20 protein-coding genes and 1 tRNA gene are annotated in these 19021 nt (G+C 31.4%); 9 read left to right on the top strand and 12 right to left on the bottom strand.

What is annotated here, in order from left to right; translation table 11 throughout:
• Positions 1 to 108: 108 nt before the first annotated feature.
• The 7 genes from L3J35_02095 (at position 109) to L3J35_02065 (ending at position 6379) form a co-directional block, all read left to right on the top strand.
• On the top strand, positions 109 to 1374 hold the full coding sequence (locus tag L3J35_02095) for a DUF4910 domain-containing protein (GenBank protein ID MCF6364969.1): 1266 nt from the start codon (positions 109 to 111) through the stop codon (positions 1372 to 1374).
• A complete protein-coding gene (locus L3J35_02090; GenBank protein ID MCF6364968.1) occupies positions 1352 to 1969 on the top strand; it encodes a nitroreductase family protein in 618 nt (205 codons plus the stop codon). Before L3J35_02095 ends, L3J35_02090 begins: the two co-directional genes overlap by 23 nt.
• Before the next feature lie 99 nt (positions 1970 to 2068).
• Positions 2069 to 3055 (top strand): D-alanine--D-alanine ligase, encoded by a 987-nt coding sequence (locus L3J35_02085; protein ID MCF6364967.1) that lies wholly within the window; start codon positions 2069 to 2071, stop codon positions 3053 to 3055.
• A gap of 53 nt (positions 3056 to 3108) precedes the next feature.
• A complete protein-coding gene (mqnC, locus tag L3J35_02080; GenBank protein MCF6364966.1) occupies positions 3109 to 4209 on the top strand; it encodes a dehypoxanthine futalosine cyclase in 1101 nt (366 codons plus the stop codon).
• Between the two features lie 15 nt (positions 4210 to 4224).
• Complete coding sequence (locus L3J35_02075; protein ID MCF6364965.1) at positions 4225 to 4476, top strand: hypothetical protein; 252 nt, start codon at positions 4225 to 4227, stop codon at positions 4474 to 4476.
• A 17-nt stretch (positions 4477 to 4493) separates the two neighbouring features.
• Complete coding sequence (dprA, locus tag L3J35_02070) at positions 4494 to 5615, top strand: DNA-processing protein DprA (GenBank protein ID MCF6364964.1); 1122 nt, start codon at positions 4494 to 4496, stop codon at positions 5613 to 5615.
• Positions 5616 to 5617: 2 nt separating this feature from the next.
• Positions 5618 to 6379, top strand: coding sequence for a glycosyltransferase family 2 protein (locus tag L3J35_02065; GenBank protein MCF6364963.1), 762 nt, complete (start codon positions 5618 to 5620; stop codon positions 6377 to 6379).
• Here L3J35_02065 and L3J35_02060 read toward each other — a convergent pair.
• From L3J35_02060 to L3J35_02005, 12 genes are all read right to left on the bottom strand, one after another.
• On the bottom strand, positions 6376 to 7974 hold the full coding sequence (locus L3J35_02060; protein MCF6364962.1) for an O-antigen ligase family protein: 1599 nt from the start codon (positions 7972 to 7974) through the stop codon (positions 6376 to 6378). The two genes, L3J35_02065 and L3J35_02060, sit on opposite strands and share 4 nt — an antisense overlap.
• A gap of 95 nt (positions 7975 to 8069) precedes the next feature.
• Positions 8070 to 8768, bottom strand: a complete 699-nt coding sequence (locus L3J35_02055; protein MCF6364961.1) for a Crp/Fnr family transcriptional regulator — start codon at positions 8766 to 8768, stop codon at positions 8070 to 8072.
• 145 nt (positions 8769 to 8913) lie between these two features.
• On the bottom strand, positions 8914 to 9390 hold the full coding sequence (locus L3J35_02050; protein ID MCF6364960.1) for a biopolymer transporter ExbD: 477 nt from the start codon (positions 9388 to 9390) through the stop codon (positions 8914 to 8916).
• 27 nt (positions 9391 to 9417) lie between these two features.
• The gene (locus L3J35_02045) at positions 9418 to 9981 is read right to left on the bottom strand and encodes a biopolymer transporter ExbD (GenBank protein ID MCF6364959.1); all 564 of its coding nucleotides are present in this window, start codon (positions 9979 to 9981) and stop codon (positions 9418 to 9420) included.
• Between the two features lie 68 nt (positions 9982 to 10049).
• A complete protein-coding gene (locus tag L3J35_02040) occupies positions 10050 to 10496 on the bottom strand; it encodes a hypothetical protein (GenBank protein MCF6364958.1) in 447 nt (148 codons plus the stop codon).
• A gap of 30 nt (positions 10497 to 10526) precedes the next feature.
• Complete coding sequence (locus L3J35_02035) at positions 10527 to 11327, bottom strand: MotA/TolQ/ExbB proton channel family protein (protein MCF6364957.1); 801 nt, start codon at positions 11325 to 11327, stop codon at positions 10527 to 10529.
• 51 nt (positions 11328 to 11378) lie between these two features.
• A tRNA-Ser gene (locus L3J35_02030) sits at positions 11379 to 11466 on the bottom strand.
• Between the two features lie 159 nt (positions 11467 to 11625).
• Positions 11626 to 12660 (bottom strand): type I asparaginase, encoded by a 1035-nt coding sequence (locus tag L3J35_02025; protein ID MCF6364956.1) that lies wholly within the window; start codon positions 12658 to 12660, stop codon positions 11626 to 11628.
• A gap of 30 nt (positions 12661 to 12690) precedes the next feature.
• A complete protein-coding gene (locus tag L3J35_02020; protein MCF6364955.1) occupies positions 12691 to 13473 on the bottom strand; it encodes a TatD family hydrolase in 783 nt (260 codons plus the stop codon).
• Between the two features lie 81 nt (positions 13474 to 13554).
• The gene (locus L3J35_02015) at positions 13555 to 14643 is read right to left on the bottom strand and encodes a trypsin-like peptidase domain-containing protein (protein ID MCF6364954.1); all 1089 of its coding nucleotides are present in this window, start codon (positions 14641 to 14643) and stop codon (positions 13555 to 13557) included.
• Positions 14644 to 14667: 24 nt separating this feature from the next.
• Positions 14668 to 16005 (bottom strand): YbjN domain-containing protein, encoded by a 1338-nt coding sequence (locus L3J35_02010; protein ID MCF6364953.1) that lies wholly within the window; start codon positions 16003 to 16005, stop codon positions 14668 to 14670.
• 139 nt (positions 16006 to 16144) lie between these two features.
• Positions 16145 to 16645, bottom strand: coding sequence for a hypothetical protein (locus L3J35_02005; GenBank protein MCF6364952.1), 501 nt, complete (start codon positions 16643 to 16645; stop codon positions 16145 to 16147).
• 174 nt (positions 16646 to 16819) lie between these two features.
• Between L3J35_02005 and dacB the strand changes: the two genes are divergently transcribed.
• Entirely contained in the window at positions 16820 to 18313 is a 1494-nt protein-coding gene (dacB, locus tag L3J35_02000) for a D-alanyl-D-alanine carboxypeptidase/D-alanyl-D-alanine-endopeptidase (GenBank protein ID MCF6364951.1), read from the top strand.
• Between the two features lies 1 nt (position 18314).
• Positions 18315 to 19013: a ComF family protein gene (locus L3J35_01995; protein ID MCF6364950.1), complete on the top strand. Its 699-nt coding sequence runs from the start codon at positions 18315 to 18317 to the stop codon at positions 19011 to 19013.
• The last annotated feature ends 8 nt before the right edge of the window (positions 19014 to 19021 follow it).

Below are 19021 nucleotides of genomic sequence, written 5' to 3'. Positions count from 1 at the left end.
TAAAAAATATTACATCTTGTAACTCTATTAAAAGCCCGACCTCTATGATATAAAACTTTGTGTGGATTTAAATCATATTTTTTTAACTTTGACAAAAATAAAGAAATTTTGAAGTCGTTTTTTATTATTTACATATTATTATTATCAAGTTTTCAACAAGTATTTTCTCAAAACAGAGAATATGCAGAAGAAGTCTTGAATAAAGTTTGCTCTGAGGAATTTCACGGAAGAGGATACGGCTTCGGAGGAGATAAAATAACTTCGGCATATATTATAAAAGAACTTAAAAAAAAACATATAAAGCCCGTTTCAAAAACGTATTTACAAAAATTTACATTAAACACAAATACCCTATACGGAAATAACAAAGTTGTACTGAACAATATAAAATTAATACCGGGAGTTGATTATATTATTTCTTCTAAATCATGTTCTGTTAAAGGAAAATTTCCTGCAATATATATCGGCAAAAAAATAATTGACGACAGTATAAAGTTCAGAAATTTAATTTATAAAGATTTATCCGAGAAAGTTATAATAATTGATACTGCCGGCATTGAAAGAAAAAGCTTTTCACAAGCTTACGATTTAATAACACAAAAAAATATATTAAAAGCAAAAGCCGTAATAAAAATTGAAGACAATAATCTTACTTATGTCCCTTCTCAAGAACAAAAAAACTTCGCTCTAATTACAGTTAAAAGAAATGCCCTGCTTAAAAATATAAAATCAGCAAACTTAGATATTGAAAGTCGATTCCTTGAAAATTATGAAACACAAAATATAATAGGATATATAAAAGGCAAAACAGATACAAGCATTGTTTTATCTGCCCATTATGACCACTTAGGGCACATGGGTTATAACACATATTTCCCGGGAGCTAATGATAACGGCAGCGGAATTGCAATGTTGCTTAATCTTGCAAAATATTTCTCAAAGCAAAAAAAACCGAAATATAATATTGTTTTTATGTTTTTTGCCGGAGAAGAACTTGGTTTGCTAGGCTCAAAATTTTATACAGAAAATCCTTTGTTTCCTTTAAACAAAATTAAGTTTTTGATAAACCTTGATATGGTCGGCAGCGGAGATAAAGGTATCAAAGTTGTGAACGGTTCAGTTTTTAAAAAAGAATTTGACAAACTAACCGAAATAAATAATAAAAACGACTACCTCCCTGCCGTAAAAATAAGAGGTGCAGCAGCAAACAGCGACCATTATTTCTTTTACGCAAACGGAGTAAAATCTTTTTTTATTTATACCTTAGGGGAATATAAAGAATATCACAACATAAATGATAATCCGGAAAATTTACCTTTAAATGAATTTGAGGACTTAACATTATTATTAATTGACTTTATTAATTCCTTTTAAAATGCTATACGATTTAATAAAACAAAACAGAACTTATCGTCGTTTTGAACAAGATAAAAAGATTTCTGAAAACGAACTGAAAGAATTGATTGATTTGGCAAGACTGACACCTTCGCCCCGAAATCGTCAGTCGTTGAAATTTATAATTTCAAACACAGATGAGGTTAACGATAAAATATTTCCGACATTGAGTTGGGCAGGTGCTTTAGCCGGTTGGAATAAACCCGAAGAAGGCGAAGAACCTTCGGCATACGTTATAATTTTGGGTGATAACTCGATACTTCCGAAAGTAAAAAACGCTTACCATAATGTTGCAAGCGGATTTGTTGCTCAATCAATACTTCTCGGTGCCGCTGAAAAAGGATACGGCGGTTGCACAATAGCAGCAATTCAACGGCAAAAATTAAGAGCAAAACTTAACATTCCCGAACACCTTGAAATACTGCTTGTTTTGGCTCTCGGTGTCCCGAAAGAAACTGTTGTTATTGAAAAAATGCCAAAAAACGGAAATTACGACTATTGGCGAGATGAAAATAACATTCATCATGTTCCGAAAAGAAGTTTAAATGAAATATTGATAAATTATTGTAAATAAAGAAACCTTAAACTTAAAACTTTCAACTAAAAATATACACCCCGTTTCAAAAATTATAAATATTTTTACCGTTTAAATTAGAAAAGCAAAAAATACTGAATGGCAAACAAAAAAAATATAGCAGTATTGGCGGGCGGAAATTCTTCCGAATTTTTTATATCTTTAAAATCGGCAGAAAATGTTGCAAACGAAATTGATAAAGAAAAATACAATGTTTTCACAGTTCAAATAAAAGGCAGCGAATGGACTTTAATAAATGACCTTAATTGCGGACTTATAATTCATAAAAATGATTTTTCATTTTCCGACAAAGGACAGAAAGAAAAATTTGACCTCGTTATTTCCGCCATTCACGGTACACCGGGCGAAGACGGTTTATTACAAGCATATTTTGATATGCTCGACATTCCTTATGCCGGGAGCGGTGTTTTGGCATCTTCACTAACTTTTAACAAGTATTATTGCAATACTTTTTTGGAAAATTCGGGTATAGTAAACATTGCAAAGTCGGTTCTCATTCGTAAAAATAAAACCTTTAACAGTAAAGGAATAATTTCGCAAGTCGGCTTGCCTTGTTTTGTAAAGCCCAATGCCGGAGGATCGAGCTACGGTATTACAAAAGTTAAGAAAAAAGAAGACTTGCAACAGGCAATTGAAAATGCCTTTAAAGAAAGCGATGAAGTTATAATAGAGGAATTTATTAAAGGCGACGAAATACAGTGCGGCATTTTCAAAATAAAAGAAAAAGAATACAAACTGCCTTTGATTGAGATAGTTCCCGAAGCCGAATTTTTTGATTATAAAGCAAAATACGAAGGTCTTTCGCAGGAAATAATTCCGGCAAGAATATCGCCGGAGTTAACGGAAAAATGTCAAAAAATAACCTCCGAATTATACGATTTGCTTAACTGCAAAGGAATTGTAAGAATGGATTTTATCCTGAAAAATGACGAATTTTGGTTTCTCGAAGCAAATACAGTTCCCGGAATGACTGATGAAAGTCTTGTTCCGCAAATGATACAAAAAGCCGGAATGACAATTAAAGAAGTTATGACCTTGTTGATTGAAGATGCTTTGGGAAAATAAATTGTTTGCCTCTTTCATACAAATATTAACTTTGCCCCTCTCAAAAAAATAAAATGAACTTAAATACATTATATAAAAAAGCATTAAATCAAGAATTTTTGACAACAGAAGAAGGATTATTTTTATACGAAAATGCACCTACTTCCGATTTAATGTTTATCGGAAATGAAATAAGAAAACAAAATCAACCTAAAGAAAAAGAAAATAAAGTCGGTTGGATTATCGACAGAAACGTAAACATTACGAATGTTTGCATAGCCCAATGCGAATTTTGTAACTTTTACAGAAAACCCGGAGCATCTGATGTTTACATTACCACCCTCGAAGAATACAACGAAAAAATAAAAGTTTTGAAAAAACTCGGCGGAAATCAACTGCTTATGCAAGGTGGTTTACACCCGAAACTCGATTTGGAATGGTATAAAAAACTCTTTTCCGATATAAAAAAAATGCACTCCGACATAAAACTTCATGCTTTGGGACCTGCTGAAATTTACCATATTGCACGAATTTCAAAAACAACATACAAAGATGTTCTCATACAACTTACAGAAGCAGGATTAGACAGTCTGCCCGGTGCCGGTGCCGAAATTCTCGTTGACAGAATTCGCAAAACCGTTTCGAGAGGAAAATGTTCGGCAGAACAATGGCTTGATGTTATGCGTGAAGCCCATAAACTCAATATAGTAACTTCGGCAACAATGATGTTCGGACACATAGAAACACATCGCGAACGCATTGAACACTTTGTTAAATTAAGAGAAGTGCAAGCCGAAAAGCCTGATAAGTCGGAAGGTTTCACAACTTTTATACCTTGGCCGTTCCAAGACGAAGGAACGGAATTAAATAAAAAATCGGGTATAGAAAATACCGTTACAGCCGATGAATATATCAGAACTTTTGCCCTAGCAAGAATTATGATGCCCAACATAAAAAATATGCAGGCATCGTGGCTTACTGTAGGCAAAACAACAGGACAACTTACTTTGCTCGCCGGAGCAAACGATTTCGGATCTATTATGATAGAAGAAAACGTTGTTTCGGTTGCAGGTGCCGACCACAGTTTTAACGCAAAACAAATTCAGGAAGCCATAACAGAAGCCGGGTTTATACCGGCATACCGAAATCAAGCATACGAATACATTAAAAACTAAAATATTATAATACATATGAAGCTCTTAACATTTAAATTAAAGTATGCCGAGAAAAAATGGCAATTATATCTTGAAGAAAAATTCGGAAAAGAAACAGCAGAAAAGTTTAGTGTCGAATCCAATGCAACTGCAAAAACAAATGAGGCAACAATTAATTTGCTGAACTTTGACGGAAATTCAAAAATAATAAAAACGGTAAAAGAAGATAATAACGTAATTTCAGCATTTATTATTGACAATTATGAGGTTAAAAAAGTTATTGTTTAGCCTGCAGCGAAAAATTAATGAACAATGAACTGTTAAAATATAAAATTGCACTCGGCTTAATTCCGGGCTTAGGACCTGTTACAGCTAAAAGCGTAATTTCATATACCGGTGGAGTAAAAGAAGTTTTTGAAGCAACAAAAAGCCAATTAATGAAAGCTCCCGGCATCGGTTCGTTCACGGCATCTAAAGTTATTGAAGGGAAAAGTTTTTTAAAACAAGCTGAAAAAGAGATTAGATTTATTGAAAAGAATAAAATTAAGCCGGTATTTTATTTAGATAAAGATTATCCGTTTCTGTTAAAGCAATGTCCGGATGCTCCTTTGATGATTTTTGTTAAAGGAAATATTGATTTTAATAACAGAAAAATTATAAGCATTGTAGGAACAAGAGATGCAACAATACAAGGAAAAGAAATTTGTGAGAACTTAATTAAATCTTTATCGGAGACAAGCCATAATCCAATAATTATAAGTGGATTAGCATACGGAATTGATATATGTGCTCATAAAGCAGCATTAAAATACGGTTTAGATACTGTTTCAGTTTTTGCTCACGGTTTTGATAAAATTTATCCTGCTAACCATAAAAAAACAGCAACAGAAATTAAAGAAAAAGGAGCATTAATAACAGAGTTTATAAGCGGTTCAAAATTTGAAAGACAAAATTTCTTAAGAAGAAACCGAATAATTGCCGGTTTATCACAAGCAACTGTTGTTGTGGAATCTGCAAAAAAAGGAGGTTCTTTAGTTACTGCTGATATTGCAAATTCATATAACAGAGAAGTTTTTGCCGTTCCCGGCAGGCTCGAAGATAAGTATTCAGAGGGCACAAATTGGTTAATTAAAACTCATAAAGCCTTTTTGTTGCAAACTGCCGCCGACATTGAATATATTTTAAATTGGGAGCAAAGTAATAATAAAATCAATCAAAAAAGTTTGTTTATTGAACTTTCGGAAGATGAAAAAGAACTTTTTAAAGTTTTATCTCAACATAAAAAAATAGTAATTGACGAAATTTGCAAAACTTTAAATATGAATATGAGCAAAGTTTCTTCTTTACTTTTAGAAATGGAATTTAAAGGAGCGGTAAGAAGTTTACCCGGGAAGATATACGAACCGGCAGGAAACATTAATATTTAAAAATGATAAAATTATCGGCTGTTATAATAACTTTTAATGAAGAAAAGAATATCGAAAGATGTTTGCTGTCATTGCAAGATGTTGCAGATGAAATAATTGTTTTAGATTCATTTTCTGCGGATAAAACCGAAGATATTTGCAAATCTTACAATGTAAAATTTTTCAAACATAAATTTGACGGACATATTGAACAAAAAAACAGAGCAATAACTTTTGCCGAAAATGATTTTGTACTTTCGCTTGATGCTGATGAAATTTTATCTTCCAAATTAATCACTTCAATTAAGAAAATAAAAGAAAAACCTGAATATGACGCATATTATTTTAACAGATTAAATATTTATTGCGGAAAAGAAATAAAACACGGTGCTTGGTATCCTGACAGGAAAATTAGATTGTGGAATAAGAGAAAAGGTGCTTGGGGCGGTATAAATCCTCATGATACGGTTATTTTGAAAGAAGGTGTCGAGAAAAAACATTTGAAAGGAAACTTGTTGCATTATTCTTTTAATACAATTGAAGAACATTTATTACAAGTGAATAAATTCAGCACCATAGGAGCAGAACAATTAGTAAAGAAAAATAAAAAACATCTGCTTTTCAAAGCAATTGTAAACCCTACTTTCAGGTTCTTTAAAAACTATTTTTTAAAACTTGGATTTTTAGGAGGTTACACAACATTTTTAATTTCCGTTATTATTTCTTTTGAAACCTTTCTTAAATATTCAAAAGCAATTCAGCTAAAAAAACAAGAAAAAGATTAATCTGAATCCCTTAAAATTTCCAAAGGATTGCTGAACAAATACAAGCACATGAAAAAAGCAAATATTGTTGCTCCCATTTGTGTTTCAAGCGTATCTTCATTTAACATTGAAAGCGACATGGTAATAAACACGATAAGAAAAAGGTAATCTTTAAATTTGCGTTCTTTTAACGGTGCGTATATATATGCAAAAATAATCCATATAAAACCTACAATTCCAAAGGTAATAAAAAACGTAATGTATTGATTGTGTGCCCTGAGTCTGTTTTTTTTAGATAATTGTGAAGCTGATTTTTCATATTGTTTCAAAAACTCATCTTTTACATCGCCTGTTCCTACTCCGAAAAAAAGATTTCCCTTTATTATTTCTTTTCCGATTTTTATAAACTCTATTCTTTGAGTAACAGAGTGATTTTCAGGACTTCCACCATGCATATATTGTTCAGTTTGCCATAAAATCTCATATATTTTTGGATATAGAGCATATTTTCTTTCATAAATATAATTTGCAATTCCAGTTTCAATATTTTCAATATCCTTCTCGGTAAGTTCTTGCACTCCTTCTTTATCTTTTCTGTAATTTTTAGATGTCAGGTATCTTATAAGCGTAAATTTTATGGGTTGGTCTTTTTTATCTCTTCCGTCATATTTAAAATCACTTATTTTGTTCCATTCCTCTTTTATTTCTTTCTCACATAAATAAAGATTTACAAAATGACCGTTTTCTCGCTCATTACTTTTAAAATTATTTACATACGGATTTCCGCTTTTTGTGTAATTTTTAATTTTTCCAACTTCAACAAAGTCAGACTTATAGAATTTTATTGCAGAATAAGCTAAATATGTAAACGAGCCGCCCGCAATTATTAAAACAGATAAAATACTTATTATTTGCAACTTTTTGTCGGATGAATTAAATGCAATAAATAGACTTGTGAATATTAATAATACAAAAAATATAACCCAACCTGTTACCGAATGCAAAATAAACAAGAAAATACTTAACCATATAATGCTTGAAATTTGAAAAACCTTTATTCTTAGCTTTTCATCTTCGGGAGAAAAAAAGAAAAGGTAAAAGTTTGAAAAAACAGCAATATTCAGCAATAATGCGTAACGTATATGCGAAAACTTACCTGCAATTTCCTGAACATCACTTATTTCCTTTCCGGTAATGCCGACAAGAACAGCTAAGCCGTACATCGTTTTTAGTAATAACGAAATTGTAAAAACCGTAACAATTAATTTTATTTCTTTAAATCCGAGTTTTACAGATGTTCCTATTACAACAGGGAAAAGCAGCAGAGGTAATTTAATCTTCAAATCTTTTAATGCATAGCCGATGTTTTCGGAATAAATAATTCCGATTATATGTATAAAAAATATTGAACTGAAAATAAGTATTGATTTATTAGCCTTTAAATTATCAAATTTACGTTTAAAATTACCTTCTAAAAGCCATAATACAGCCAAACCTATTTGCGAAGAACTTAACAACCCTCTCGAATGGGGCATTACGGCAACTATTACAACAAGTGTTGCAATATAGAAAACATAAAAATGTGTTTTGTATAAACTGTATAATTTGTTGAACATTTAGATTATTACCTGTTAATCGTAAAATTAATAAAAAAACTCAGTTATTAAACTGAGTTTTATAAGGTGTGAGAAAATTATTAATTATATTAAAATTAGCCTAAGTTACTTATTCTTTTTAATTCATCAAGTTTTTCAACTGATATTCTTCTTCCGTCAATCGAAATTACGCCTTCAGATGCAAAGGTTGATAAAGTTCGTATTGCGTTTGATGTTGTCATATTCGATAAATTTGCTAAATCTTCTCTTGAAAGATATACTTTTATTGTTTTGCCGTCTTCTTCAAAATCAAAAGTATTTATCATAACCAGTAATGATTCTGCCAATCTGCCTCTTATATGTTTTTGGGTTAAAGAAACTGTTCTTTCATTTGAAAAACCGAGTTCGGTAGCTAAAATATTAATTATTTTCAGAGCAAAATTACCGTTTGATTTAATTAATTTTTCAAGTACTGACTTTTCAAGATAACACAATGAGCAATCTTCAATAGCAACAGCTGACGCAATATAATGTTGCCCGGCAAAAAGAGCTCTGAATCCTATAAAGTGAACAGGTCTTTCCATTCGTATAATCTGGTCTCTGCCTCCGACACCTTCTTTGAAAATTTTAACTTTACCGGCACACAGGCAAATTAAACCTCCGGGCATATCTCCCTCTTTATAAATTATTTCTCCTTTTTTATACCCGGTACATTGTTTATGCTTTTCAAACAATTCTCGCTCTTCTTTATTCAATAAATTGAAAATAGAATCTTTATCTTTGGAACAATTCTGGCAATCAACGTTTTTTAACATGATTTTTTATATATGTGTTTTGCAACACAAATTTAGAGTTTTTTACTTTATAAAGCTAACTTTTTTCTAAAATTATTATAACTGAAAATAAATAGCTTAATATTAAACTTACTTAATAAAAAAAAGAGCCTTAATAGGCTCTTTTTTATCTTAATTTTTCTGTTGTTTTATCTGCAAGATAAGTTATTTTTAATGCTTTTGCTCTCCTGAGTTCTTGTTTTACGTCTGTAACAATTCCCATTTTAGTTTCTTTATGAACTTTTAATGCGGTTGTCATTTTAGAACGATTGGAAGCTTCCATTTTTCCTCTTTCGGCATTTACCCACGGTCCGATATCTCGTACTTTTGCAAACTGATCATTTAATTGAATAATCGCTTCATTTCCGAATTTAGATTGAAATTGTTCTTTCGGAGGACCTATATTAATATACTTAACCAATGCTTTATTCTCTAACTTTTTAATTTCAGTAGCAGTCGGTTTTTGAATTGTTATTTTCAAATCAATTTCTTTCATTGTTGTTACTGTCATAAAAAAGAATAACAACATAAATACAATATCGGGTAACGATGCTGTTGATATTGCCGGTGTTCCTTTATTTCCTTTTTTTGCAAATTTTGCCATTATACTGATATTATAATTTCAATATTATTATTTTGTCATTCTTCTCGGTTCAGCTTCTGAAATTGCCAGCGGAATTGCCTTGCCGACAGCTTCTTGTTTTTCGTCATCAAGATCTTCAAAGTGCATTCCGAATTTTTCCATAGACTTTTCGTCTCTTAACTCATTTATTGCTCTAACTAATTCATTCTGAACTTGAAGGTATTTCTCATAGCTTGTGTTTCTGTCTGTTTGAAGAGAAACAAGACCCTTTGAAACAGGGTAATCACCGAAAAAAGGAATATTTTTTGTTTTAAGTTCAGGCAAATCATCTCTTCGTTGCCCTGAGAAAAATTCTTTTGCTTTTTCCGTAATTTGACTTAAAGCAATCGGTCGCCCTTTAATTGCAATTACATTATATTGATTAACCAATACAACCATTACATTTCTTTCTTTAACAGGCGGAGGATTTTCAACATCTTCCATCGGAGGTAACTTTCTTTGCATACCGGTATTTGTACTCATAGTGGTTGTTACCAAAAAGAAAATGAGCAACAGAAAGGCAATGTCAGCCATTGAACCTGCATTTATTTCGGATAATTGTCTTCGTGCCATTATATTTGTTTATTAATAAACGAGATAAGCATGCAACAAATTATATATGCTGCATGCTTGTTATTATTTTATTTGAAAAATCTGGATACTTCCGCATAAATAATTGATACAAAAGCAAGCCCTAAAAGTACATACATCATTATTAATCCAGTGCCTGACCATTTTAATTGGCTCGGTACATTTGCATCTCCGTCATAAGTGGGCATATCTAATATCGCATCGCTTGCTTGCGATTTTGCAATAATAAAAATAACCAGCAATAATACTATCGGAATTAAGGAAATTAAAGCACGTTTAGGTTTTGCAATTAATTTCATTGTAAAAATATATAATGAAGACAAAACCGCTGCACCTGCCGTAAGGTATAATAATACTTCCGTAAATGACAGTGAGTTTGCTACCCAAGTTGTATCTTCATCCGAGGTGTTAATAAATAACATCATGGCAAAGAAAACAGACAGAGCAATTAATACCCATAGTAATATTTTTGTTATTTTTGCTATATTATCTGTCATAGCTTTATATTTTAAAATTTAAAAAAACTCTTATTTATTTTGGTATTTTACCAAAATATCAATCAATGAAATTGATGTATCTTCCATTTCACTAACAATTGCATCAACTTTAGAAACAATATAGTTATAGAAAATTTGAAGAATCATTGCAACAATAAGACCTGAAACTGTTGTAATCAAGGCTACTTTAATACCTCCTGCAACTAATTGGGCATTAACGTCACCTGCTGCTTGAATACTGTCGAATGCAGAAATCATACCTATAACCGTACCCATGAAACCTAACATCGGAGCAAGAGAAATAAACAATGAAATCCAAGTTAATCCTCTTTCAAGCAATCCCATTTGCACACTACCGTATGAAATAACTGATTTTTCAACTACATCAATACCCTGGTCTGCACGGCTTAAGCCTTGATAGAAGATACTTGCAACCGGTCCTCTTGTGTCTCTGCAAACTTCTTTTGCAGCTTCAACACCTCCGGTTTCCAATGCTTCTTCAACATTGAGCAACAATTTTTCTGTATTAACGTCGGCTAAATTAAGGTATATAATTCTTTCGATAGAAAGAGCAAGACCTAGAATCAAAGCCAATAATACAAAACTCATAAAGAAAGGGCCCCCTTCAATAAATTTTTCTTTAATTTTTCTGTGTAATTGTCCTTGTTCTGCATCTTCGTTTGCTTGTGTAACATCATCCGGAATGTCATCGCCCGGAGTAGTGAGATTTGTTTCAACTTTTGTTGAATCTTCACCTTGTGCAAAAACTTGCGTGTTTACACCAAAAACAAACATTCCCAAAATTGCTGCTAATGCAAATAATTTTTTCATGTCTTTTAAATTTATTTTTATTTAATAATTAATTAATATCCGTTATTTAAGCGGAGAGAGAGGGATTCGAACCCTCGGTACACGTAATATGCACACACGCTTTCCAAGCGTGCTCCTTAAGCCACTCGGACACCTCTCCGAAAGAAAGACATACCGAGAAACGGTTTTCTTTTCAAGTGCCGAAAATAAACAAAAAAATTTAATACAGAAAAAATAATCTGATAAAATACATTTTTGCCCTAACAGTTCTCTGTGAAGTTTTAATATCGGTTCTTCTGATAACGCAGGTTCAATAATTTTATTTTGTAAGTTCTCCTGCTATTGATTTTTGCAGATATGATTTTATTTCGTTTACAGGCAAATTCAACCCTAACAAATACATTAACTTTGTAACTGCAGCTTCGCTTGTTATATCATAACCGCTTATTACACCGGCATCAATCATTTTTTTTCCTGTTTCATATTTTCCCGGAACAACTTTTCCTCCCAAACATTGTGTTATATTTAAAATTACGATATCGGAATTATTTGCATTTTCTAAAATATTAATAAACCAATTGTCCATAATTGCATTTCCCGAGCCGAATGTTTCTAAAATAACTGCTTTTAAGTTTTCGGTATTAAAAACAGACTTTACAAAATTTTCACTAATACCGGGAAACATTTTTAAAAGAACGATATTTGTATCAATTTTTGTGTGAACAGTCGGGATTTTATTATAATCGGGATATTTAATGTTTTTTGTAAAATAATTTATTTTAATTCCTGCCTCGGCTAAATAAGGGTAATTCGGAGATTCAAAAGCATCAAAATATTCGGCATTTTGTTTTGTAGTCCTGTTTCCTCTGAATAATTTATTGTCGAAATAAATACAAACTTCGGGAACTATTGCGTTTCCGTTTTTTTGTGCTGCAGCAATTTCAATTGCTGTTATTAAATTTTCTTTTCCGTCTGTTCTTAACATATCAACCGGAAGTTGTGAACCTGTAAGAATAACCGGTTTAAAAAAATCTTGAAGCATAAAGCTCAGCATTGATGCTGTGTATGCCATTGTGTCTGTTCCGTGAAGAATAACAAATCCGTCAAAATTATTATGATTTTTTCTGAGTATTTCGGCAAGCTTTACCCAAGTATCAGGTTTTAAATCAGCAGAGTCAATCGGTTTTTCAAAAGAAATTGTTTCTAAATTGTAGCCGAAACTTTTTAATGCCGGAATTTGTTTTGAAATATGATCAAAATCAAACGGTTTATACGAGCCGGTTTCAGGATTTGTAATCATTCCTATTGTTCCTCCGGTGTAAATAATTAAAACTGAAGTTTTGTTTTCCGGCATTTGCTAAAGTTTTATAAGTTGTTTGTAAAGTTAAGATAAAAGTCTGTTTCCGAAAACTTCAACAGCATTTCCGGTTGTAATTTCTGCAAGTTTATTTATCGGAATATTTTTAATTTCTGAAATTTTTTGTGCGATATGTATAAGGTGTGAACTTTCATTTCTTTTTCCTCTTTTCGGAATTGGTGATAAATAAGGCGAATCTGTTTCAAGTACAAGATGTTTTATATCAATATTTTCTACAACTTTGTCTAATCCTGAGTTTTTAAAAGTTACGATTCCGTTAATTCCTATTTTAAATCCTCCGTAAGCAAGTATTTTTTTTGCTTGTTCCGTGTTTCCTGTAAAGCTGTGAAAAACTCCGGTTAAATCGTTGTCGTTCAGGTTATCAACAATTCTAAAAACTTCATTAAAAGCTTCTCTGACATGAATTATTATCGGCAATTTGTGTTCTTTTGCTAATATAATTTGTTGTTTGAATGCATCTTGTTGCTGATTTAGAAATGTTTTGTCCCAATATAAATCAAGCCCTATTTCACCTACTGCAATATATTTTTTTGTTTTTAATTGTTGTTCAACTACACTAATTTCATCTTTATAGTTTTCTTTAACATCAGAAGGGTGTAGCCCTGTTGCAGGGAAACAATTTTTCGGATATTGTTTTGCAAGCAGGTTTTGAATTTCAATATATGATGAGTTAATTCCGGGCAAAATCATTTTCGTGATTCCGGAATTAATTGCTTGTTTAATAACTTTATCTCTGTCGTTATCAAACTCTTTAACAAAAAGATGCGTATGTGTATCCGTTAAAACCATAATTGCAAAAGTATAAAAAGAAATTGACCGGAAAATATATTTTTATATTAACCGGTCAATTTGATTCATTTCTGACTTTTATTACTCTTCTTCATAGTACGGAATACCTCCTAAATTAAGTAAAGCATTATCATAATCATCAGCTTTTTTAAATAAATTTTCAAATAATTTCTTTTCTGATTCTATTACTAAATCGGCATCATAAATTCGCATTGCAGTTAAAATGATATCTTGTTGTATCACACTGAATGACAGTCCTTCTAAATTGTAATTCTCTCTCAGCATGAATTCATACATTTGAGCAATATTTGTTTTTGGTAATCTGCAAAGTTCAGCCCAAGCCAAAATATAACGACTTTGAGGGTTGTAAGATATTTTAATTCTTGCACTTCCCTCTTCAATATTCCAAAAATTTTGCCCTGCTCTTGCAAGTCTGATATCATATCCGAGAGATGAAATAATTTCTTCAATATCTTTTCCTGCTTTCGACGGAATGTAAGGTTTGTCAACAAATTCAAACTCGTTTATTTTCTGTCCGCAATTAGGGCAATAATGATCATAAATATCATCTTTTGCAATAACATTTTTACATGCGGTGCATCTTGTTGATATTTTTTTTCCGAGAGAATTAAAGTCTTCAAGAGATTCTTTAAGAAGATTAACCGGTAATGCAAAGCCCAAATTATTTCCTTCGGAAACAATGAATGTATTTACACCTATTATTTCATTTTTATCATTAATGAGAGGTCCTCCGCTGTTTCCCGGATTAATTGCTGCATCAATTTGAATATAATCTGTTCCGTTCCAAAGCCTTTTTGATTTTGAGATAATGCCCTGTGTAGCAGTAAATTTCAGTCCGTAAGGATGTCCGATAGCCATTACTTGTTGACCTTCATGTAATACATTTGCATTGCCGAGAGGAACAGGAGAGAAATCTTTGCCTTCGGGAACTTCCAAAAAGGCTAAATCGTAAACACCGTCGGTGTAAAGAACTTTTGAGATTGTTTTTTTAAGTTTCTTGCCGTTAATTACCGGCTCTATCGTTCCTTGAATTACATGCCTGTTTGTTACAATTACGTTATATTCGTCAATAAAGAAGCCTGTTCCTGTTCCCCAAGGAGTTGCTATTTGAACAATGGCATTTTTGTATATATCAATTGTATTTTCCATTTTTTTATATTAAAGTATTTAGGCTTATGCTTGCTTAATGTTAAAATTCAACTTTTCAATTTCGGTTAAAAATGATGTTGAAAATTCATGAAGACTTGTAAATTTTAAAAGGTGTGTTTTAAAATCTAAATTAATATATTTACGTTTTGCATTTGATATTATTTTAAGAATGTCATTTTCTATTTTTGATTGTTTGAATTCTTTTGTTTCGGAATTATAATATTCAACATTAAAACCTAAATTTTTATAATATTTATCATTTGTTGCTTTCCAATATATTTCAAATAGTTCATATACAGGAGCATCCATTCCGTAGGAAAATTCAGCATAAGCTACAATATAATCACAAATTGCTTGTTGAACGTCAAAATAGTTGTTGTTTTTGTACCATTCTATTTTTTTGAGTTCTCCAAAAATAAAATCAGCAACTGTTTGATAATTTGTGGGTTTTACAACAGCAAAAGTCGCTTTTGCTTTATATAAAGATTTAAGAATCTTATCTTTTGGTTTTGTGATAACCTTTTTGAACTCTTCAACCATCAGATGATTTTTTTCAGCTGTTGTTGAATTATCGTGTCTGAAAAAGACACCTTGTATATATCTTAAATCATCTAAAAGCACACCTTCGGGTGCAAGTAAATAATAAATTTTAAAAGTTAGCTGCAATAATAAAAATGACCCTGCTCCTGCTAAATCTTTTTGTGTAAGTTCTTCTGTTCTTTTTATGGTATCATTTACGGAAGTAATCAAATAATTATATTTTACTTCTTTTTCACTTTCGGGCAGTTCTTCAATATGATCAATATTTACTTCTTTTAAAAAACTAAATTCATCGGTCAATACATCATCATATTTATCTGCCTGATTTGCAACTTCTTTTAATGATGCATAAAGTGCTTCCGTTGGTGCATCTAAAACATTTGCTGAGAACTTTAAAACGTATGTATTATCTTTAATGGCAAATTTACTGAAAAACAAGTCATAATTTACTCCGAGAAGTTTTCGCATAACTGCCACATGAGGTTTTTCTTTGAAAGAAGCAATTTCAGAATTTGCTGTAACTTCTGCATTACTTGCATAGCCTTTTACAACTTTTGATCCTTGGATAATTTCAAACTTAATCTTATCTGTCTCTTTACTTATTTTTACATTATCAACCTTTGGGTCTCGCAGATAATTAAAAAACTCAAAATAAGAGTCTAAATATTTTTTTTCTTTATAAAGTGCAATGGATTTATCCCAAGAACTTATTTGTTCAGGTGTTTTATGCCTGTCGGTATATCTTCCGAATTGAATATTCGGTATGTTCTCCGGGTGTTTGTCAGAATCTGACTCTGAAAAAATTTTATTAAAAATTCCCATACCTGTGTATTTTGGGTTAGTATTTTATTGAAAAGCAGCAATTAACTTACATAAAAATAGAATATTTTGCCGGAAGAATTTGCGGTCCTTCGACAAAATATCCATTAAATCAACACTTTAAATAGTATAGAGGAGAAGTTTATTGCGGTATATAAAAATGTTCTGCTCCACTTTCTTCTTTAAGTATCAGTTGATCTTTTGTAAGTTTAACAATTTGCTTTGTTTCAGGAGGTAATTCTTTTTTATTTACATCATCCCACTCTCTCATAATAACAGATGTTTCATCTTCATTAAACTCCCACCAACCAAGAGTTGAAATAGAAAAAATTCCTTTTCCGTATTTTCTTTCATAAGAAAGTTTAGACGGGTCATTTGTATCAACACCGAACCTTAATGTTCCCGTTAAGAAATCTCCGATTGCTTTAACATCATCTTTCAACTCAATATCAGCAGTGATACCGGTTGTATCTTTCAAATCGTCAGTTGTACCTTTAATGCTTGCATTTGTGTCGTACTTCCAGGTTACTGATGTTAAGAGTTCTCCTTTTTCGGATAAATTAGCTTTTTTACTGTTTCCATCGCCGCAAGAAACGAAAGCAAAAATTACAATTGTTAAAAAAATAGAAATAGTTTGTTTCATAATAATATTTTTTAAATGATTAACTTATTGCTGTAAATATAATAAAAAAAATTTAAAATTTAAAATATATTATGTAATTATACCCTTCAAATAAAAAGAAGTTTTATGTATTGCAAAATAATCATTAGTTCTTATATTTGAGGTTTTGCAAATTGATTAACACAATAAAACAGTATGAAAATAAACAGATTTATATTTCTGTCATTTATGTTTTTTTTACTTGTCGTTTCGGTAAATGCACAAAAGTTAAGCAAGCAAAAACATGAATTAAATGCAGCATTGCGAATATTAAAATATGACAAAGATTTAAAAAATGCCGGAATAGGTTTTATTGCAATTGATATTAATACAGGAGAAATTTTAGCTTCACATAATTCAAATTTAGCTTTAACTCCTGCATCAACACAAAAATTAATAACTACGGCAACCGCTTTAGAAATATTCGGACCCGGTTACAGATTTGAAACAAGAGTTGAATATACAGGAAAGATAGATTTAACCACAAATATTTTAGACGGAAATATTATTATAAGAGGAGGAGGAGACCCTACTTTAGGTTCAAAATACTTTGTGTCAACTGCAACACATTCTTTTTTAGACAATTGGACAAAGGCAACTTTAAAAAAAGGAATAAAATATATTAACGGTAATATTATTGCAGATGCAAGAATTTACGGATATGATATTGTTCCGCCGACATGGTCGTGGGAAGATATAGGAAATTATTTCGGTGCAGGTGCTTGCGGTCTTTCTGTCTATGATAATTTTTACACACTTTATTTTAATACGGGAAGTGTAGTAGGCAGCAAAACAGAAATAGTTAAAATTGAACCGAAAATTGAAGGGATGACTTTTGAAAACCACGTTAAGTCAGATGCTGTTTACTCAGACAGATCTTATATTTTCGGAGCACCATATACTTATTCAAGATATATTTCCGGTGAATTACCGTTAAACAGAAAAGAATACAAAGTAAAAGGCTCAATACCCGACCCGGCATATTATACAGCAACTGAGTTAAAAAAGAAATTAAAAATATACAATGTCAGTTCGGGAACTGCAACTTCATTCCGAAAATCTCCCGAACTTACAAAAAATGATTCTTTAAACCACACTTTGATATATATAACAAAATCGCCCAAACTTATTGAAATTATCGGAAAAACAAATTTTCGAAGTATTAACTTATTTGCCGAACATATGTATAAACATTCGCAACTGAAAGCATGCAATTTTAATGTTGAAAAAATTGACAAGAGTTTTACCGAGAAATTTTGGGCAAAAAAGGGTGTTAATACCGGAGGAATGAATATTTATGACGGCAGCGGATTGTCAAAATATAATACAATAACGGCAAAACAAATGGCAGCCGTGTTAATGTATATGAAAACAAAGAGTAAATATGCGGAAAATTTTTATAACTCAATTCCGGTAGTGGGAAAAGACGGGACTGTCAGGAGAATTTGCAGAGGAACAAGTGCCGAAAATAATATGCACGCTAAAAGCGGTTCTATAAAAAATGTAAGAGCATATGCGGGTTATGTAACGACAAAATCAGGCAGAGAAGTTGCTTTTTCGCTTTTAATAAATAATTATAACGGCTCGTCAACTAATACCCGAAAAAAGATGGAGAAATTAATGGCTGCAATTGCCGATTTTAACCTTTAGCATGAATCGATTTTTTGAATATACCATACATTTCTTCAGATTATTCTTCCCTAAAAATTGTGAAGCATGTAATACAAATTTAATAAAAGGAGAAACTACCCTTTGTACAGACTGTTTGTATGAAATTCCGAAAACAAATTTCCACCAACAAGAAGACAATCCTTTAAACAGATTATTCTACGGAATAACAAAAATAAAATATTCAACAGCTTTTTATTTTTTCAAGAAAGGCAGCAAATTTCAAATTCTTATTCATAAATTAAAATACAACGAACAAAAAGAATTAGGAGTTGAGTTGGGAAGAATGGCCGGCAGAGAAATTAAAAACTCTCTTTTTGAAGACATTGACATCATTATTCCTGTTCCTCTGCATCCTGCAAAAAAAAGATTAAGGGGATATAACCAAAGTGAAATGATTTGCAAAGGGCTTTCCGAAATATTAGAAAAAGAGAGTCTGACCAATGTTCTTGTCAGACATATTTATACACAAACACAAACTAAGAAAAATATAGAGGAGCGAAGAAAAAATGTAAATTCAGCTTTTAAAGTAATAAATTCGGAGCTAATTCAAGAAAAACATATTTTATTGGTTGATGATGTAATAACCACCGGTTCAACATTAGTTGCATGTGCAAATGAGCTTTTAAAAACAAAAAATGTAATTGTAAGTATTCTTGCGGTTGCTTTTGCAGATGTATAAAATACAAC

This window comes from Bacteroidales bacterium (assembly GCA_021648725.1).
GTDB lineage: Bacteria > Bacteroidota > Bacteroidia > Bacteroidales > JAADGE01 > JAADGE01.
This window is presented reverse-complemented; position numbering and strand designations above follow the sequence as displayed.

Bases quoted from the DNA above. Each gene is read 5' to 3' on its own strand.
- L3J35_02020 (MCF6364955.1), bottom strand. From the start codon at position 13,473: ATGGTTTTAACGGATACACATACGCATCTTTTTGTTAAAGAGTTTGAT.
- L3J35_02025 (MCF6364956.1), bottom strand. From the start codon at position 12,660: ATGCCGGAAAACAAAACTTCAGTTTTAATTATTTACACCGGAGGAACA.
- mqnC (MCF6364966.1), top strand. From the start codon at position 3,109: ATGAACTTAAATACATTATATAAAAAAGCATTAAATCAAGAATTTTTG.
- L3J35_02065 (MCF6364963.1), top strand. From the start codon at position 5,618: ATGATAAAATTATCGGCTGTTATAATAACTTTTAATGAAGAAAAGAAT.
- L3J35_01995 (MCF6364950.1), top strand. From the start codon at position 18,315: ATGAATCGATTTTTTGAATATACCATACATTTCTTCAGATTATTCTTC.
- L3J35_02055 (MCF6364961.1), bottom strand. From the start codon at position 8,768: ATGTTAAAAAACGTTGATTGCCAGAATTGTTCCAAAGATAAAGATTCT.
- L3J35_02010 (MCF6364953.1), bottom strand. From the start codon at position 16,005: ATGGGAATTTTTAATAAAATTTTTTCAGAGTCAGATTCTGACAAACAC.
- L3J35_02085 (MCF6364967.1), top strand. From the start codon at position 2,069: ATGGCAAACAAAAAAAATATAGCAGTATTGGCGGGCGGAAATTCTTCC.
- L3J35_02045 (MCF6364959.1), bottom strand. From the start codon at position 9,981: ATGGCACGAAGACAATTATCCGAAATAAATGCAGGTTCAATGGCTGAC.
- L3J35_02060 (MCF6364962.1), bottom strand. From the start codon at position 7,974: ATGTTCAACAAATTATACAGTTTATACAAAACACATTTTTATGTTTTC.
- dacB (MCF6364951.1), top strand. From the start codon at position 16,820: ATGAAAATAAACAGATTTATATTTCTGTCATTTATGTTTTTTTTACTT.
- L3J35_02050 (MCF6364960.1), bottom strand. From the start codon at position 9,390: ATGGCAAAATTTGCAAAAAAAGGAAATAAAGGAACACCGGCAATATCA.
- L3J35_02075 (MCF6364965.1), top strand. From the start codon at position 4,225: ATGAAGCTCTTAACATTTAAATTAAAGTATGCCGAGAAAAAATGGCAA.
- dprA (MCF6364964.1), top strand. From the start codon at position 4,494: ATGAACAATGAACTGTTAAAATATAAAATTGCACTCGGCTTAATTCCG.
- L3J35_02015 (MCF6364954.1), bottom strand. From the start codon at position 14,643: ATGGAAAATACAATTGATATATACAAAAATGCCATTGTTCAAATAGCA.
- L3J35_02035 (MCF6364957.1), bottom strand. From the start codon at position 11,327: ATGAAAAAATTATTTGCATTAGCAGCAATTTTGGGAATGTTTGTTTTT.
- L3J35_02040 (MCF6364958.1), bottom strand. From the start codon at position 10,496: ATGACAGATAATATAGCAAAAATAACAAAAATATTACTATGGGTATTA.
- L3J35_02005 (MCF6364952.1), bottom strand. From the start codon at position 16,645: ATGAAACAAACTATTTCTATTTTTTTAACAATTGTAATTTTTGCTTTC.